Raw genomic sequence first — 16,781 nt, 5'->3', positions numbered from 1 at the left:
AAGGGAGTATCCGGGCTAAAACTTGGATCGAGGGTTCAAATCCCTCCTTCTCCGCCATTTTTTTTTAATAATTAAATTAATAATCAAAAAAATGCATCTGTAGCTCAATTGGATAGAGCGTCTGACTACGGATCAGAAGGTTATGGGTTCAACTCCTGTCAGGTGCGCCATTAAATAAATTAAATAATGCAAATAATGATATTATTCTCAAAATTAATTTTTTGAGATTTTTTTTTGAAAAAATAAATAGAATGTGGTTGAAAGCCTAGCTTTTTATTTAATAATTTTCGAGTTTAAAAACCTGAAATTTAAATATAGCAATCTTTATAATTTAATGTCGTGATTTAAAAAAATGCTTAGATGAGCTGAGATTATAAATGAGATGGCGACTAGTATAAAAGAAGAAAAAATATAAGAATTATAGAAAGAATATTTGTTAATCAAAAAATTTAAAATAAATTATCAAATAAATTAACTTATTTGATAACAAAATTAAATTTCAAAATAAGAAAATTGTAGTTTGAGGAGGGCAAAATATTATGAAAATTACTTATAAAGGGATTGGATCTGATTTAAAAAATATATTATTTAAAGAGTTTGAAAAGAATGAAAATACGCTTTTTGTATTTGAAAATTCGGCTTCGTTTTTTGAAATAAAAAGGGAATTTTTGCAGAATGAGGAAATGCAGCAGAAATTGGGAATTTTTCAGAATTTTAAGATGATGAATAGTTATGATTTTTATGAGAATGTTTTTGTTACTGATAAAATTGTGGTAAAAGAAGAGAAACAGGTTGTGCTGTTTTACAATGCTTTAACTAAAAAACTGAAAAAGGATATAAAGGTTAATAATTATTATGATATTATTGATGTTGCCTATAATTACTACAATTTATTTGTAGAATTGCAGGAATATAAAATTGATTTGGAAAAAATTGAGCTGGAGAAATGGCAAATTGAAACTTTTGGAACTTTGGTTGAGATTAATAATGAGATGAAAAAAGTTGTGCAGCAGAAAGGGCTTATTTTACCATATATGCTTAGAAATGTGGAAAATATTTCGGACAATTTTTTGAAAAAGTTTTCTAAAATTTGTTTTGTGAATAAAGTTAAAATTACTCCATTTGAAAAGGAGTTAATTGGAGAAATTGAAAATAGAGGAATTAATGTAGAAAATATTTTGCAGCTTTCAAAAAATGATTTTAATGAAGAAAAATTGAAAATAAAGGATAGTTTTTCATTGCCATCGAAAGAGATATTTGATAAGAAAGATATAAATGTGGAAATTCATGAATTTAGCAGTAAATTTGGAGAATTACTGGGATTAGTGAGAAAATTAGAAGAAGTTGAGAAAGAGAATAAAAGAGAGAACAAGAAAAATGGAAATTCAATTAGAAATTATAGAATTTTTGAGGCACAGGAAAATTCTCAAGTGGCGAAAAGCGATTATCATCTTTTGAAACAGAAAAAGATTTCTTCAAATTTAGAAATAACAATGAAAGACACGAAAATATATAAAATATTAAATTTAATTTACAATTTGCTAGATAACATGAAAGAAATTGATAGAAAAGATAAGGGGAAATTATTTATATTTAAAACAAAAGATTTTTATGATGCATATAAATCTAATGACTTATTGAATATTTTTGATTTAGAAGAAAGCTATCATATTTTTCAGGATTTAGTTTCTAAAGATTACAAGTATATTTCAAAAGAGGAATTGGAAAAAATAAATAAGGAAAATTTGCAAAAATTAGAAAAAGAAATCCAAAATGAAGAATTTAAGGATATATATAAACGAAGAATGTTGTCTATTGATAAAATTATAAAATTTGTTGAGGAATTGGAAAAAATATATGAGTATACGACATTAAAGGAATATAGCGATTATTTAGAAAATATTTATCTGAATAATGAAAAAAAAGTGAAAGAAGATAAAAATGTGAAAGATAAGTATTTTGAAGCTTTGTCAGAAATGATTGTATTGGAAGATTTTAGTTTTGATAATTTGTGGGATAAATTTTTTGATGAAAATATTTCGGCTAATTTGTTGAAATTATTTTTGAAATATTTGGATAAAAAATCGATTGGGTTGAATTTAGAGGAGAGTACGGAAGATGATTCGGAAAATAGTTTTTCAATAAATTCATTTGAAAATATTTCTGAAAATACAAAAGAGAATATAATTATTTTGAATTTGCAGGATTCATTTCCCAAAGTAAAGATTCACAACTTTTTATTTTCAAAAATTCAACGTGCAAAAATGGGACTTCCAACAAGTGATGATAAAAAACTAATTGAGATGTTTAAAATTTATCAAAATATATTAAGTGCTAAAAATGTATATTTGGCTTATGTCAAGGATTTGGAGAATAATATTGATTCAGCAAGTGTTATTGAGGAATTGAAGTTAAAGTATGGAATTGGGGTTGTAAAAGATGAAATAAGTGAAGCAGAAGAACTTTATTTTGTGAAAAAATATTTTCTAAAAAATAAAAAGGAAAAATGGGAGAAAAAGGAAATTGGAGAGTTTATTCCATCAAAATTAGAAAAAAATCTTGAGAAGATAAATAATGAAAAATTGAGATTGGGATATTATTCGTTTAAGGATATGAAAGATTGCGAGTATGGATATTATTTGAAAAAATCAATTGGAGAACAGGAAGTTGAAGAGATTGAAGATGAAATAAATGTTAAGATATTTGGAATAATAATACATGCTTTTTATGAAAATGTTGTTATGAGAAATAAGACAGAGCTTGAAAATAAAACTTTTAAAATTGATAGGGAGCAGTTGTCAGAAATTTTGGAAAAAGTAATAAATTCATTTGATTATAAAGTTCCTAAAGAATATTTGGAGTTTTATAAAAAAGTTTCATTTGAGGAAATTTTAAATTCAGCTGAAAAATATTTTAACGAACTGATTAAGGAACTGGAAACAGAAAAAGATATTGAAATTTATTTTGAGGAGAGAATAAAATTATCTTCAGAGAAAGAGCTGTTTGAGAATGTATATATTAATGGTGTTACAGATTTACATATAAAAACAAGAGACAAGGATTATTTATTTGACTATAAGACAGGAAAATTAAAAGATAAAAAAACAGGGTATAAAAATGACAAAGTTTATGGAGCGATGGAACAGCTGGATTATTATTCAATGATGCTTGAAAATGATTATGAGAAAAAAGTTGAGAAAATCGTTATTGATACTTGGGAAGGTAAGTTAGTGCCAGATGAGAGAACAGATGATAAGATATTAACAAAAGAAGATGTTGGTGAAATAATTAGAAAATATCAAAATGAAGAATTTTATGATTTAGGTAATATTAAAAATCAAAGAAATTATCTCTACAGAGAATATGCGAATATTTGCAGAGGAGAGGATGAATTAAGTGATGAAGAATAATGTGATTTTAAAGGCTAGTGCGGGGACAGGGAAAACTTACAGATTGTCATTAGAATTTATAGCTAATTTGATACGGGGTGTCAATTATAAAAATATTATTGTGATGACTTTTACAAAAAAGGCTACGGCTGAAATTAAAGAGAGAATTTACGATTTTTTATATCAAATTGCTTTTGATAAAGCAAATGGAGCAGAATTAGAAAAAAATTTAAAAGAAATTTATAAATTTGATAACTTGAATAAAAAGGAATTACAGAACATCTATTTTGAAATGATAAAAAATAAAGAAGAAATTCGAATTTCCACAATTGATGGTTTTACTAACCAAATCTTTAAAAATACGATAGCACCCTATTTTAATATTTATAATTATGAGATTTTAGAGAAGGAAACTGACGAATTTTATTCGAAAATTCTGATTAAGATTATTGAAAATAAAGATAATTTTGAAAATTTTAAATTTATTTTTGATGAGAAAAAAGAGAAAAAAAATATAGGAGTCTATATAAAAATTATTGAAGAAATACTGACAATGCATCCAAAATTTATTTTGGCAGGGGACTTGAATAAAATAGAAGAAAATACAGAAAAAGTATCGTATAATTTTTTAAATAGTTTAGATGATATTGTAGAAACATTGGAAGAAGCATCTAATAAAAAAGAAAGTAAAAACATTTATAAAAAAGAATATGAAACTTTTTTTCTTGAATATACAAAAATTTTAAAAAATCAAGAGTTTAATGAAAATGAAAAATTAAAAGAAAAATTAGAATTGGTTCAACAAAATAAAGAACTATTAATAATGATTAAAGAGAACGAGACATATTGGAAAAAGACGGTTGTAAACGATACTAAAAAAGTAGATATGTCAGCAGAGAGAGAAAGTGTTGAAAAAAGTAAAGAGCAACTTAAAGAAAGATTATCTAAATACATCTATTTGACAGAAGTACTGCCATTAGACAAAAAATTAAAAAATATCGCTCAAACGATATTTAATATCGCTCAAAAAATCAAAATTTCTTCAAAAAGATTTACTTACAATGATATTTTGGTATACACTTATGAATTTATTTTCAATAAAGAACTAAAATTTGTGGAAAATGACAAAGTTACAGAAGAATTTCTTGAATTAATTGGTGGAAAAATAGATACGATTATGATTGATGAGTTCCAAGATACGAGTATTTTGCAATGGAAAATTTTAAAGTTAATGTTAAATACTTCTGAAAATATTATTTGTGTTGGTGATGAGAAGCAAAGCATTTATAATTGGCGTGGTGGAGAAAAGGAATTGTTTGAAAAATTAGAAACAATGCTTGAAGGAAATGTACAAAATTTGGATAAATCGTATAGAAGCTATAAAGAGATTATTGAAAATATCAATAAAATATTTAATGATTATGATGCCAAGTGGAATTATACAGATTCTGGCTATAGGGAAGATGAAGAGTATCAAAGAGGATATTTTGGATATTTTATTCAAAATACGAAGGAAGAAAAAGAGAGAATTTATACAAAAGTTATTGATATGATAAAAGAAGGTCAAATTAGAAATTTAGGGAAAAGTGCGATTATATGTCGTAAAAATGCTCATTTAAAAGAAATTGCATCAGTTCTGAATGAAGAAAAGATTCCATATACTCTTGAAAGTAAGGCAACGATTTTGGAGTATAAACCGATAATCCCGATGTATCAGTTAATTAAATTTTTTGCATTTGATAATTTTAAGTATTTGTTGGAATTTGTGAGAAGTGACTTAATTGGTGGATTAAATAGCCATGTAAAATATCTGTTAGAAAATAAAAATGAGATTATGAGGTATATTGCCGGAAATTCTAAAATAAAAAGCTTTGAAGAGTTTATTAATATTCAAAAAGATGATGAGATAAAAGAAAAACTTTTAGAATATAAAAAAATTAATACTTTAGAAAGAAATGGACTGATTTTTGATGAAATTATCAATAAAATTAAGGATTTGAAAGTCTTGTCAATAAACTTAAATGATAAATATCAAAAAGAAAATTTTTCAAGAAAACTTGTTGAGAAATTTGAAATAACAAAATTTTATTCAACAAACAGTGATTTGAAAAACATTTTTATATTTTTTAACATTTTGAAAAAATACAGTAATTTATATGAATTTATAACATTTGTCGAAGAAGAAAAGGAAAATCTGAAACAGGTTAGCAGCAAGGATATAAATGCGATAAATTTGCTGACAATTCATGCTTCAAAAGGATTAGAATTTGATACGGTCTTTTATTATAAAAGAGAAACAAATAAGGGGCGTACAGATAAAGATAATTTTAAAAGCTATTTAGATTTTGATGAAAAATTTAATATTGTAAAAAAATTTATTGTGCTGTTTACAGATTATAATAAAAAAATGTTTGAGAATGAATTGAGTGAAATGAGAGATAAAAATTCTCAAAAAGAAATGATGGAAGAAATTAATAATGATTATGTTGCATTAACTCGTGCTAAAAAAAATCTGATATTATTGTTTGACGCTGAAATAACAAAAGACAAACGATATGCTGATTCTTTAGTGAAAAGAGTGGTTGATGTTTATGAAGATGAAAACAGATATGAAATAGGTGAAATTATAGAATCAGAAATTCCAGAAGAAATTACAGATACTTCGGATGTAAAAGTGAGCAATAATTTATTTGAAACATACTTTGATGACGATAAATTCGTTGTCAAGAAATCTTCAATCACTTTAGAAAAGGAATTTAAACGAAAAAAAGGGCTTGCAATGCACTATTACTTTGAACATATTTCAAATAATCTGGAAAATGATAAATTAATTGCAAAATCTGCACTTTTGAGCCGATATGGAAATATGCTTGGAAAAAAAATTGTAGAAGAATTAATTGTCCGAATGGAAAAATTTATTGAAAAAAACAGCGATATTTATAATGAGAAATACAAAGTTTATACAGAATTTGAAATTTATGATTCTAAAGGGAAAAAACGTATCATTGATAGAATTAACATTGATGAGGAAAATAAGAAAATTTATATTTATGATTACAAAACTGGATTTGAACCTGAAACGAATGAGAAATATCAGGAACAGATTAATGAATATAGGGATATTTTAAGCAAAAAAGTTTCAGCAGATTATGAAATCGATATCCAATTATTAGAAGTTTAGGGAATTTTTGAAAAAAACGAATTTTTCTATTTCAAAAATAAGATTAATAGGTTATAATAATATGAAATGATTAAAATTTAGGAGGAAAAAATATGTCAATATTAGTTTTTGGACACAAAAATCCAGATACAGATACAATTTGTTCAGCAATTGCTTATGCGGAACTGAAAAATAAGTTGGGAAAAGATGTTAAGGCTGCAAGACTTGGAGAAATTAATGAAGAAACCAAGTATGCTTTGAACTATTTTAAAGTTGAAAAGCCTGAGTTAGTGGAAAATGTGGCTGGAAAAGAAATAATACTGGTAGATCATAATGAGAGAACTCAAACTGCTGAAGGATTTGAAGAAGCAAAAGTTCTGGAACTAATTGATCATCACAGAATTTCAAACTTTAACGTAGATGAGCCTTTATATGCAAGATTAGAGCCTGTTGGATGTACTGCGACAATTATCTTAAAATTATTTAAGGAAAATAATCTTGTACCAAGCAAGGAAACAGCAGGACTTATGTTAAGTGCTATTATTTCAGATACATTATTGTTCAAATCTCCGACTTGTACAGAATGTGATGTGAAGGCTGGTAAGGAACTGGCTGAAATCGCTGGAGTAAATACGGATGAGTATGGTCTTGAAATGTTAAAGGCTGGAACTGCACTTGGGGATAAATCTGAAGCAGAACTGTTAAATATGGATATGAAAATCTTTGAAATTGATGGTGCAAAAATCGGTGTTGCACAAGTTAATACTGTAAATGAATCAGAAGTTTTGGAAAGAAAAGAAAAATTACTTGCTGAAATTGATAATATCATTGCAAAAGAAGGATTAAAATTCTTTATGTTTGCAATCACAAATATTTTATCAAATAATTCTGTGGCTCTAGTTTCAGGAGATGGAAATGATATTATCGAAAAAGCGTTTGGAGAAAAAGTTGATAGCAACTTAGTAACTTTGAAAGGTGTAGTTTCAAGAAAGAAACAAATTATTCCGCCATTGACAAAAGCGATTCAAGGATAAATTTATAAAAATAAAAAATAAGGATTTTAAAAATGGCAATAGTAAAATTTAGGAAAAGAGAAGAATTAAAAATATTATTTGCAATAAAGCTGCCTACAATAATTTCTGAACTTTATAAGGAAGTCAGAAGTAAAAAGACAGCGAATGAAGCAATAAGAAATTCTCTTAATATGAAAAAAAATAGAGTAATTAATACATTAGAATTAGTTGATGGATTTGGAAATCAGTTTTCTGTTCTTGTAATTTATGATAATATTATGGAGGAAAAGGAGCTTCTAAAATATAATTTGGAAATTGAGGACATAGATTTCAGAATTCTGGAATTTGATTTCAATGGTAAAATGGAAATTGAAGAAATGATAGAGCATATAAAAAGGCTGTATAGCAACTAACTATTTATTATGGGAAAATATATAGTGATTAGCTTAAATATAGTGAGGAAAGTTTATGAAGAAGAAAATAACAATATTGGTTGGCATATTAATGATTTTAATAATAGGAATTACAGGTGCAAGAGAAAAAAAGGTAAATAAGTCAAGAGAAAATAAAAAATTTGAAAAAGCCATGAGAAGTTTTGAAATGGAAGCGGTTATTATGACAACGAAGGGAAATATATCTTTTTACCTATATCCCGAAGCCGCTCCTAAAAATGTGGCAAATTTTGTTTTTCTAGCGAAAAATAACTTTTATAATGGACTCACTTTTCATAGAATTATTCCAAATGGACTGATTCAGGGAGGAGATTCTGTGGGAGATGGAACGGGAACAACTGGCTATTATTTGAAAGATGAGTTTACAGACTGGCTGACATTTGCACATGAAGGAATGCTTGCTTTTGCAAATTCGGGGCCTGATACGAACAGTAGCCAGTTTTTCATAACGATGAGTCCAATGACTAATCTTAATAAAAAGCATACTATTATTGGAGGAACAAAAACTCGTGAAGATCTGGGCGTGTTAAGAACATTGAGACAGGATGACAAGATATTGAATATTGATATAAAAGGTAAAAAAATTGATAAATTTCTGGATTATTTTCCTGAGGAAGTTAGCGAATGGGAAAGTAAGCTTGTGAAACCTGCAAAACGTTAAAGAATAAAAGCTCCTGATTAACATTTAGGAGTTTTTCTTTTGAGTATATTTAAATTTAATTTAGATTTGTCGTTGCTGTTCACAAGTAGTAGTAAAAGTGATATAATAATAACAAATAGATAATGGAATGGGGGAAAAATGCATAGGGAATTTGCAGAAATTTACGATATTTTTATGAAATATGTAAATTATGATGTATGGTATAAATTTTTAAGAATGTTTATTGAGAAAAAAGGAGCAGTTCTTGATTTAGGATGTGGAACAGGGGAATTTGTCTGGAGATTTCTTAGGGATGGATTTCCTGTAATCGGAGTGGATTTATCTGAAAAAATGCTAGATATTTCAGAAAAAAAACTGATTGGAAAAAACTTAACAGATAGCAGTTATAAGCTGATAAAGGATAATATTATAAATTATGAAAATAAGACAGTATTTTACAAAAGTTTGGATGTTAGTGAAAATGAGAAAATTAGTGAAAATTATGATGAAATACATCCAGTTGACTATATTATCTGTAATTTTGACACGGTAAATTATTTAAAAAATGAAAAAGATTTTTTTAAATTTATTGAAAAATGTGAAAAAAATCTGAAAAAAGGTGGATATTTAATTTTTGATGTTGTAACAGAGGATATTTTTGAGGAAATATTTGAAAACGACATATTTCTAGATGAAGAACCTAAATACACAAGTATTTGGCGGCATGAGAAAATAAGTAAGAAAAAACATATCGTGGAGATTGATTTGTTTATTCGTGAGAATGAAAATGATAATTTATTCAGGAAATATAATGAAATTCAGGAAAAATTCATCTATGATCCTGAATGGATTGTGGAAATTGTTCAGAACAAAGGGTTTGAAGTATTTGATACAGCTTCTAATCCTGAATTTGGAGAAAGCAGAATATTTTTTGTATTAAAAAAATTGTAGTTTTTAAATACTTGAACTTTTTGATATTACGCTGAAAAATTAAGAAATACGAGGGGAATAGTTGTAATTTTACTACAAAATAAGAAGGAAGTAATTTTATGGAATTTGAAAATGAAAATGAAATTTTAGAAAAAAATAACTTGACTGAAGAGGAAAAACGAAAACAAAGGATCTTTGAGATTGAAAAGAAGTTGGGAAGGCATAATAATGAGAAGGAAATGAAAAATAGAAGAAATAATAAAATAATGAAATATTTTGCACTTGCTACAAATATGGTGTATATTTTGTCCTTGCCAATTCTTCTTATGCTTGGACTTTATATGCTTCTAAAAAAATATCTGTTTAAGGCGGATCAGCCTCTTGTTCTTGTCATTTTTCTTGTAATTGGGGCAGTATCAGGCTACTGGTCGCTCATAAAGCAGGTAAACAACATAAAATAATATTGGATTTAGATGTTAATTGTAGAGAAAGGCAGGGGAAATGCTGGAAAGAATGCCAAAAAATATAAAAAAGGTGTATACTGTTTCGATTTTTATTATGATATTTCTTGTTATTGTGGGAATAATTCTTAATTGTGTGGAACTTTATTTTGGATATTTAGTCGGAGCCATTATTTCTCTAATAAATATAAATTTACTTGTAAATGGAGTGCATAAAATTCTCTATTTTCAGAACAATCCAAAGTTTAGGGGAAATTTTGAATATTTAAAACGAATGGCTATATTTTGCTTTGGGATGTTTATTGTTGGGAAAGTTAGTCAAAAATATTTTGAAAGTCATGTTTTAACAAATATTGTAGCAACAGGAGTTGGAGCATTAAATTTTAAAACTGCATATTTATTGTGTCATTTTAAAGAAAAACTTTTTTTCAATAAAAAATAGTAATTAAAAATTATTTAAAATAAATTTAGTATTAAACTTGAAAAATGAAAAAAGTGTAGTATAATTAGAATGAAAATACTTATTAAAAACAAAAATTTGAAAAGAGGTAGAAAAATGGCACAAAGAATTATTTTGAACGAAATTTCGTATCATGGTTTTGGAGCAATAAACCATATCCCAGAGGAAGTTAAAAAAAATAAATTCAAAAAAGCGCTTATATGTACAGACAAAGGGCTTTTAGAATTTGGTGGAGTATCAAAAATTACAGATTTGCTGGATAAGGAAAATTTAGCTTATGAAGTTTTTTCTGATATTCAACCAAATCCAACTATTGAAAATGTAAAAGATGGTGTTGAAAAGTACAAATCTTCAGGTGCTGACTACATTATCGCAATTGGTGGAGGTTCACCAATGGATACTGCAAAAGCAGTTGCCATTATTATCAACAATCCAGAATTTTCTGATGTAAGAAGCCTTGAAGGTGTTGCAGACACTAAAAATAAATGTGTACCAATTATCGCTGTTGCGACAACAGCTGGAACTGCTGCAGAAGTTACAATTAACTATGTAATCACAGATGTTGAAAAAGACAGAAAATTTGTATGCGTTGATCCACATGATTTACCAATTGTGGCAATTGTTGACCCTGGAATGATGACAAGCATGCCAAAAGAACTTACTGCTGCAACTGGACTAGATGCTTTAACTCATGCAATTGAAGGATTTACAACAAAAGCTGCTTGGGAAATGACTGACATGTTCCACTTAAAAGCCATTGAATTGATTGCAAAATATTTGAGAAGCGCTGTAAATAATGAACCTGAAGGACGTGAAAAAATGGCACTTGCTTCATATTTGGCTGGAATGGGATTCTCAAATGTAGGACTTGGAATTGTACACTCAATGGCACATCCGCTAGGGGCATTTTATGGTACTCCACATGGAATTGCAAACGCAATAATTCTTCCAACTGTAATGGAATACAATGCTGAATTTACTGGAGAAAAATTTAAAGCTATCGCAAAAGCATTCGGTGTAAAACATACAAGAACAATGTCACCAGAAGAATATAGAAAAGCTGCAGTTGATAAAGTAAGAGAACTAGCAAGCGATGTTGGAATTCCAAACAATCTAAAAGGAATTATGGATATAAAAGATTTGGACTTTATTGCTGAATCTGCATTAAATGACGTTTGTACAGGTGGAAATCCACGGGATACAAATTTAGAAGATATAAAAGAATTATATAAAAAATTATTATAATTATTATAATTTTTAAAATTATATAAATTGTATAAAAAATTTTCTTTTAATTTTTATGTTTTTTCTTTTTGTAAAGCAAGGGAAATCAATCGCCATTTCCCTTGCATCCCTGGCTTATCTAAGCATTTTTTTGAAATATTCTCAAATTTTATTTGGGAAAGTAGTCAAAACATTTATTATTTGGATAAACCTGAATTACTACGAAAACGAAACTCGCTCCGTATTACTTCGTTCAAACAATCGTTTTCATTCCCAAAAAATGACGACGTTTTCAATTTAACTACAATAATTGTATCAGATATAAAAGCGAATATTTAATCAAAATATAAAAATTAAGAGAAGTTAAAAAATATATTTTAAAGTTTTTTATTTATACAAATTCTCAACATATTCACTTCTTCTTCCATTTTCGTCATAAACAAAAATCGGCATTTCAATAGAAAATCCTTTCTTTGCATCTTTTATTGCTTCTAAAAGGCAAATTTTTGAGTTTTCATTCCATTTTGTATAGCAGTTTTTCATTCGTTTTGGCTCTAAATTATATTTTTGTAAAAGTGATAGAACTTCTACTAGACGTTCACTTCGGAATACAATTGAGAAACTTCCCATATTTTTTAATAAATAAGAAGAAATTTTTATTATTTCTTCAAGTGTTAAATTAATATTATGTCTTGCGTTTGCCAGTTGTTCCAAATTGTTTGTTTGGGAAATATCGCCAGTAAATTCAAAATATGGGGGATTTGTAACAATGGTGTCAAATTCATCACGGTTAAAAATATTATTATAATTTTTTATATCTTCGTTTATTATTTTAACCTGATTTTCAAATTTATTGCCATTAATATTTCTTATGGCAATTTCTGCCATTGTTTCTTGTAATTCTATGCCTGTAATTTGAGCTTTTGACCGCTGTGCCAGAAGTAAAGCGATAATTCCACAGCCAGTTCCAATATCAAGAATTTTTTTAGTTTTTCGATTAATTTTTACAAAGTCTGCAAGCAAGACGGAATCAAGTGTAAAGTTTTGAAAGTCATTTCGTTGAATAACTTTCATATTTTTTATTGGAGTAACTGTTTCTTCTCCGTTTTTTTTCATAAAATGTAACTCCTTTTTCTTTTTATACTAATACTATTCCCCGTTTAAATAGGGAATATTTAATAAATTTTGTAAAATATCTTAATATTGTAATTTATTATAAAAATAAATGCGGAAAATAATTCCCGCAATTAAAATTTATAAATTCATAAATATTTATTATAATTCTCCAGCGTAGTTATGATGAACTTTTTGAACATCATCGTCATTTTCTAGAGTATCGATTAACTTTCTTAATTTTTGTAAATCTTCTTCGCTAAGAGTGTCCACTTCTATAGATGGTAAGTATTGAATATCTGCTTCAAGCAAAGTGTATCCTGCGTTTCTTAAAGCATCTGCTACTGCGTCAAAGTTCGCTGTTTCAGTTGTGATATAATAACTATCTTCTAGAGTTTCCATATCTTCCATTCCAGATTCAAGTGCAACTTCCATTAGTGCTTCTTCATCAATATCGTCAGTTTTTTCAATGATAATTTCACCTTTTCTTCCGAACATATATGAAACTGATCCAGAAACTCCTAGGTTTCCGCCATTTCTATCAAAAGCCACTTTTACAGATGAAGCAGTTCTATTTTTATTATCAGTAAGAGCTTCTACAATAATAGCAACTCCTGCAGGACCATAACCTTCATAATTTAATGTTTCAAAGGCTGTTGAGCCATCAGTTCCTGCTCCTTTCTTGATTGCCCTGTTAATATTGTCATTAGGCATATTGATTGCTTTTGCTTTCTCGATTGCATGTTTTAGGGCTACGTTAAATTCAGGATTTTCTCCGCCTCTTGCTGCTACTGTTATAAGTCTAACAAGTTTTGTAAATGATGCGGCTCTTTTTTTATCCTGTGCTTCCTTACGCCCAGCTATTGTACCGTGTCTTCCCATTTTTTCCTCCTAAATTAATTATATAAAAATTATATCATAAAAAAAAAGTCTAATCAATGGGGAAAAGGAATTTTTGATAATAAAAAAGATTATTGTCTCAATATAAAAATAAATTTGCCAAATATGAAAAAATAATGTAAAATATAACTAAATAATAATATAGTTAAAAGGAAGTGATCTTGATGAAAAAGACAATTATGTTTTCCATATTGAGTATATTGCTATTTTCATTAGCAAGCTGTGCCTCTTTTGAAAATCTTGAGAGAGAGAGACAAGAAAGAGGAGAAAAATGTAGAAATGGCGATGCAGGAAACTGGAGATACTGTGATTACATAAATAATGCTGCTAAAAGATAGAATTATTTAAAAATAATATAGAGTTGTTGATAAAGATAAAGTCTTTAAGCCGGCTCTATTTTTTTATGTAAATATTTTATAAAAATATTACAATAATTTCAGTTTTAAATAAGAATAGAAGGTTAGGCTATAATCTGTCACTTTTTAGATGTTTTTTTACTTTAATTTTAAGCTAGGTTGAGTATAAATTTAAAAAATAATAGGAAAAAAAATAAAAATTATGCTACAATACCTGTATAAAAAAATAAATTTTTAACAAAGAACTTTTAGAGGAGAAAAGTATGGAGCAAACTGAAACATTGATAAAAATTAATAATCTTGTTACAAGTTTTCGGATAAAAGATGAATATTTTCCCGCTGTGGATAATATTTCGCTGGAACTTAGAAGAAATGAGATACTTGCGATAGTGGGGGAGTCAGGATGTGGAAAAAGTACGCTTGCAACTTCTATTATTGGACTGCATAATCCGATTAACACAAAATTGACAGGGGAAATCAATTTTGAAGGGAAAAACTTGGTAGAAATTGATGAAGAACAATACAATAAAATTAGAGGAAATAAAATTGGGATGATATTTCAGGATCCTCTATCGGCTTTAAATCCACTTATGAGAATAGGAGAGCAAATTGAGGAGGGAATGATTTATCATACAAAATTGTCCAAAACTGAAAGAGAAGCTAGAATGCTGGAATTACTACAGAATGTAGGAATAAAAAATCCAAAACGTGTAGCAAGGCAATTTCCGCACGAATTATCTGGAGGAATGCGTCAAAGAGTAATGATTGCAATAGCACTTTCCTGCAAGCCCGAAATTATTATAGCCGATGAGCCGACAACAGCATTGGACGTTACAATACAGGCACAAATACTGGATTTATTAAAAACTTTGCAAAGTGAAATAAACGCTGGGATTATATTGATTACACATGATTTGGGCGTTGTTGCTGAAATGGCGGACAGAGTGGCAGTAATGTATGCTGGAGAAATTGTAGAAATCGCAAACGTAAATGATTTGTTCAATAATCCAAAACATCCCTACACAAGATCTCTGTTAAATTCAATCCCGCAACTTGATACAGAAACAGAAAAATTACGCGTAATTCAAGGAATTGTTCCGTCGCTAACCAAATTAGAAAGAACAGGCTGTCGTTTTTCTCAAAGAATTCCGTGGATAAAGGAAAGTGAACACGAAAAAAATCCAACATTGCATGAAGTGGAAAAAGAGCATTTTGTGAGATGTACTTGCTGGAAAAATTTTCATTTTGAAAAATAAATCAATCATACCTTAGAAGGTTAGTTTAAATTAAAAAAATTTAAAATTTTTTGAAGAATAATAAGTTTTTCTTTTATGTTTTCAAATTTCTTTTAACGTAAGGGCATCAAGCGCCATGCCCTTACAACCCCGCTTAACGCAAAACTTTCTTATAAAAGAAAAAGAAAACTCGCTTTTGAATATAGATTATTTTATTATGAATAAGTGAATTTTATTTCAAATATATTTCAAAAGCTCAAACAGTTCTTTTTCTTCTAACGAAATTTTGCTTGGAAATTTATTTAAGCAAATTACTTGTTATGATTGAATTAAAAATGTCGTATTTTTTTGAAAATAAAAAATATAAAAATTATAGATAAAATAATTATTAATTAAAATAAATTAAAATCAAAATGAGAAATTATAGTTTTAATTTAGAATTTGAGTTATTGAATATTTTGGAAGGAAGGAATAAACAAAAATATGAGTTTTATTGAAGTGAAAGACTTGAAGGTTCATTATCCTATTCGTGGGGGCTTTTTTAATAAGGTAATTGACCATGTGTATGCTGTGGATGGTGTCAGTTTGACTATTGAAGAAGGGAAGACTTATGGACTTGTGGGGGAGTCGGGGTCTGGAAAGTCTACGATTGGAAAAGCGATAATTGGGCTTGAGAAGATAAAAAGTGGAAAGATAATTTACGAAGGTAAGGAAATTGATAGGAAGTTTCGGGATAGAAGGAGTGAATACAATAGAAACGTGCAGATGATTTTTCAAGATTCGCTATCTAGCTTAAACCCTAAGAAGAGAGTGATTGACTTGATTTCTGAGCCTTTGAGAAATTTTGAGAATTTGACTTCAGATGAGGAAAAGAGGAAAGTGTCGGAATTGCTAGAAATTGTAGGGATTAATAGAGAAGATATTTATAAATATCCACATGAATTTTCTGGAGGACAGAGACAGAGGCTGGGAATTGCACGGGCTGTTGCAACTAAGCCTAAATTGATTATAGCAGATGAGCCTGTGTCGGCACTTGATTTATCGGTTCAGGCACAAGTTTTGAATTATATGAAGGACATTCAGGAGCAGTTTGGGCTAAGTTATCTTTTTATTTCTCACGATCTGGGAGTTGTAAAGCATATGTGCGATTATATGTTTATAATGTATCGTGGAAGATTTGTGGAAACTGGGATAAAAAATGATATTTATAAAAATCCTGAACATTTTTACACAAAACGGCTAATTGCTGCAATTCCAGAAGTACATCCTGAAAAAAGGTTAGAAAATAAAAAAAGACGATTAGAAATTGAAAAGGAATATTTGAAAAATGAAAAAAAATATTATGATGAAAATGGGCGTGTATTTAATTTAAAAAAATTAACAGATACCCATTTTGTCGCTATTAAAGATGAAATAATGCAAAATAACGGAAAAGGGGGAAAATAATC

General features: G+C 28.1%; 14 protein-coding genes and 1 tRNA gene. 13 read left to right on the top strand and 2 right to left on the bottom strand.

Annotated features, from left to right (window positions below; genetic code table 11):
* Positions 1 to 93: 93 nt before the first annotated feature.
* From HMPREF1552_RS03720 to fucO, 10 genes are all read left to right on the top strand, one after another.
* Positions 94 to 170, top strand: a tRNA-Arg gene (locus tag HMPREF1552_RS03720).
* A 369-nt stretch (positions 171 to 539) separates the two neighbouring features.
* Positions 540 to 3,410 carry a PD-(D/E)XK nuclease family protein gene (locus tag HMPREF1552_RS03715; RefSeq protein ID WP_021743749.1) on the top strand — a complete coding sequence of 957 codons (2,871 nt, stop codon included), beginning with the start codon at positions 540 to 542 and terminating at the stop codon, positions 3,408 to 3,410.
* Complete coding sequence (locus HMPREF1552_RS03710) at positions 3,400 to 6,570, top strand: exodeoxyribonuclease V subunit beta (RefSeq protein ID WP_021743748.1); 3,171 nt, start codon at positions 3,400 to 3,402, stop codon at positions 6,568 to 6,570. The genes HMPREF1552_RS03715 and HMPREF1552_RS03710 overlap by 11 nt, the downstream gene beginning before the upstream one ends.
* Before the next feature lie 92 nt (positions 6,571 to 6,662).
* Positions 6,663 to 7,583 (top strand): manganese-dependent inorganic pyrophosphatase, encoded by a 921-nt coding sequence (locus tag HMPREF1552_RS03705; protein WP_021743747.1) that lies wholly within the window; start codon positions 6,663 to 6,665, stop codon positions 7,581 to 7,583.
* Between the two features lie 32 nt (positions 7,584 to 7,615).
* Positions 7,616 to 7,975: a hypothetical protein gene (locus tag HMPREF1552_RS03700; protein ID WP_021743746.1), complete on the top strand. Its 360-nt coding sequence runs from the start codon at positions 7,616 to 7,618 to the stop codon at positions 7,973 to 7,975.
* Positions 7,976 to 8,030: 55 nt separating this feature from the next.
* A complete protein-coding gene (locus tag HMPREF1552_RS03695; protein ID WP_021743745.1) occupies positions 8,031 to 8,675 on the top strand; it encodes a peptidylprolyl isomerase in 645 nt (214 codons plus the stop codon).
* A 138-nt stretch (positions 8,676 to 8,813) separates the two neighbouring features.
* On the top strand, positions 8,814 to 9,605 hold the full coding sequence (locus HMPREF1552_RS03690) for a class I SAM-dependent methyltransferase (RefSeq protein WP_021743744.1): 792 nt from the start codon (positions 8,814 to 8,816) through the stop codon (positions 9,603 to 9,605).
* A 98-nt stretch (positions 9,606 to 9,703) separates the two neighbouring features.
* A complete protein-coding gene (locus HMPREF1552_RS03685) occupies positions 9,704 to 10,045 on the top strand; it encodes an AtpZ/AtpI family protein (protein WP_021743743.1) in 342 nt (113 codons plus the stop codon).
* A gap of 40 nt (positions 10,046 to 10,085) precedes the next feature.
* Complete coding sequence (locus HMPREF1552_RS03680; protein ID WP_021743742.1) at positions 10,086 to 10,487, top strand: hypothetical protein; 402 nt, start codon at positions 10,086 to 10,088, stop codon at positions 10,485 to 10,487.
* A 114-nt stretch (positions 10,488 to 10,601) separates the two neighbouring features.
* Complete coding sequence (gene fucO, locus HMPREF1552_RS03675; RefSeq protein WP_039901125.1) at positions 10,602 to 11,750, top strand: lactaldehyde reductase; 1,149 nt, start codon at positions 10,602 to 10,604, stop codon at positions 11,748 to 11,750.
* 366 nt (positions 11,751 to 12,116) lie between these two features.
* Here fucO and HMPREF1552_RS03670 read toward each other — a convergent pair whose 3' ends face one another.
* Both HMPREF1552_RS03670 and HMPREF1552_RS03665 read right to left on the bottom strand, forming a co-directional pair.
* Entirely contained in the window at positions 12,117 to 12,845 is a 729-nt protein-coding gene (locus tag HMPREF1552_RS03670) for a tRNA1(Val) (adenine(37)-N6)-methyltransferase (protein WP_021743740.1), read from the bottom strand.
* A 159-nt stretch (positions 12,846 to 13,004) separates the two neighbouring features.
* Entirely contained in the window at positions 13,005 to 13,724 is a 720-nt protein-coding gene (locus HMPREF1552_RS03665) for a YebC/PmpR family DNA-binding transcriptional regulator (protein ID WP_021743739.1), read from the bottom strand.
* Between the two features lie 182 nt (positions 13,725 to 13,906).
* Here HMPREF1552_RS03665 and HMPREF1552_RS12135 point away from each other — a divergent pair, with 182 nt between their 5' ends.
* The 3 genes from HMPREF1552_RS12135 (at position 13,907) to HMPREF1552_RS03655 (ending at position 16,779) form a co-directional block, all read left to right on the top strand.
* Positions 13,907 to 14,080 carry a hypothetical protein gene (locus tag HMPREF1552_RS12135; protein WP_021743738.1) on the top strand — a complete coding sequence of 58 codons (174 nt, stop codon included), beginning with the start codon at positions 13,907 to 13,909 and terminating at the stop codon, positions 14,078 to 14,080.
* A 281-nt stretch (positions 14,081 to 14,361) separates the two neighbouring features.
* Positions 14,362 to 15,354: an ABC transporter ATP-binding protein gene (locus HMPREF1552_RS03660; RefSeq protein ID WP_021743737.1), complete on the top strand. Its 993-nt coding sequence runs from the start codon at positions 14,362 to 14,364 to the stop codon at positions 15,352 to 15,354.
* A 462-nt stretch (positions 15,355 to 15,816) separates the two neighbouring features.
* Entirely contained in the window at positions 15,817 to 16,779 is a 963-nt protein-coding gene (locus tag HMPREF1552_RS03655; RefSeq protein ID WP_021743736.1) for an ATP-binding cassette domain-containing protein, read from the top strand.
* Positions 16,780 to 16,781 lie beyond the last annotated feature (2 nt).

Origin of the sequence: Leptotrichia sp. oral taxon 879 str. F0557, from assembly GCF_000469385.1 — a bacterium.
In the GTDB taxonomy this organism is placed as follows: domain Bacteria; phylum Fusobacteriota; class Fusobacteriia; order Fusobacteriales; family Leptotrichiaceae; genus Leptotrichia; species Leptotrichia mesophila.
Note: the sequence above shows the minus strand (reverse complement) of the source record. Positions and strands in the feature narration are given on the sequence as shown.

What these genes read in the sequence shown, in the direction of transcription:
- HMPREF1552_RS03715 (WP_021743749.1), top strand. Translation starts at nt 540, where the DNA reads ATGAAAATTACTTATAAAGGGATTGGATCTGATTTAAAAAATATATTA.
- HMPREF1552_RS03710 (WP_021743748.1), top strand. Translation starts at nt 3,400, where the DNA reads ATGAAGAATAATGTGATTTTAAAGGCTAGTGCGGGGACAGGGAAAACT.
- HMPREF1552_RS03705 (WP_021743747.1), top strand. Translation starts at nt 6,663, where the DNA reads ATGTCAATATTAGTTTTTGGACACAAAAATCCAGATACAGATACAATT.
- HMPREF1552_RS03700 (WP_021743746.1), top strand. Translation starts at nt 7,616, where the DNA reads ATGGCAATAGTAAAATTTAGGAAAAGAGAAGAATTAAAAATATTATTT.
- HMPREF1552_RS03695 (WP_021743745.1), top strand. Translation starts at nt 8,031, where the DNA reads ATGAAGAAGAAAATAACAATATTGGTTGGCATATTAATGATTTTAATA.
- HMPREF1552_RS03690 (WP_021743744.1), top strand. Translation starts at nt 8,814, where the DNA reads ATGCATAGGGAATTTGCAGAAATTTACGATATTTTTATGAAATATGTA.
- HMPREF1552_RS03685 (WP_021743743.1), top strand. Translation starts at nt 9,704, where the DNA reads ATGGAATTTGAAAATGAAAATGAAATTTTAGAAAAAAATAACTTGACT.
- HMPREF1552_RS03680 (WP_021743742.1), top strand. Translation starts at nt 10,086, where the DNA reads ATGCTGGAAAGAATGCCAAAAAATATAAAAAAGGTGTATACTGTTTCG.
- fucO (WP_039901125.1), top strand. Translation starts at nt 10,602, where the DNA reads ATGGCACAAAGAATTATTTTGAACGAAATTTCGTATCATGGTTTTGGA.
- HMPREF1552_RS03670 (WP_021743740.1), bottom strand. Translation starts at nt 12,845, where the DNA reads ATGAAAAAAAACGGAGAAGAAACAGTTACTCCAATAAAAAATATGAAA.
- HMPREF1552_RS03665 (WP_021743739.1), bottom strand. Translation starts at nt 13,724, where the DNA reads ATGGGAAGACACGGTACAATAGCTGGGCGTAAGGAAGCACAGGATAAA.
- HMPREF1552_RS12135 (WP_021743738.1), top strand. Translation starts at nt 13,907, where the DNA reads ATGAAAAAGACAATTATGTTTTCCATATTGAGTATATTGCTATTTTCA.
- HMPREF1552_RS03660 (WP_021743737.1), top strand. Translation starts at nt 14,362, where the DNA reads ATGGAGCAAACTGAAACATTGATAAAAATTAATAATCTTGTTACAAGT.
- HMPREF1552_RS03655 (WP_021743736.1), top strand. Translation starts at nt 15,817, where the DNA reads ATGAGTTTTATTGAAGTGAAAGACTTGAAGGTTCATTATCCTATTCGT.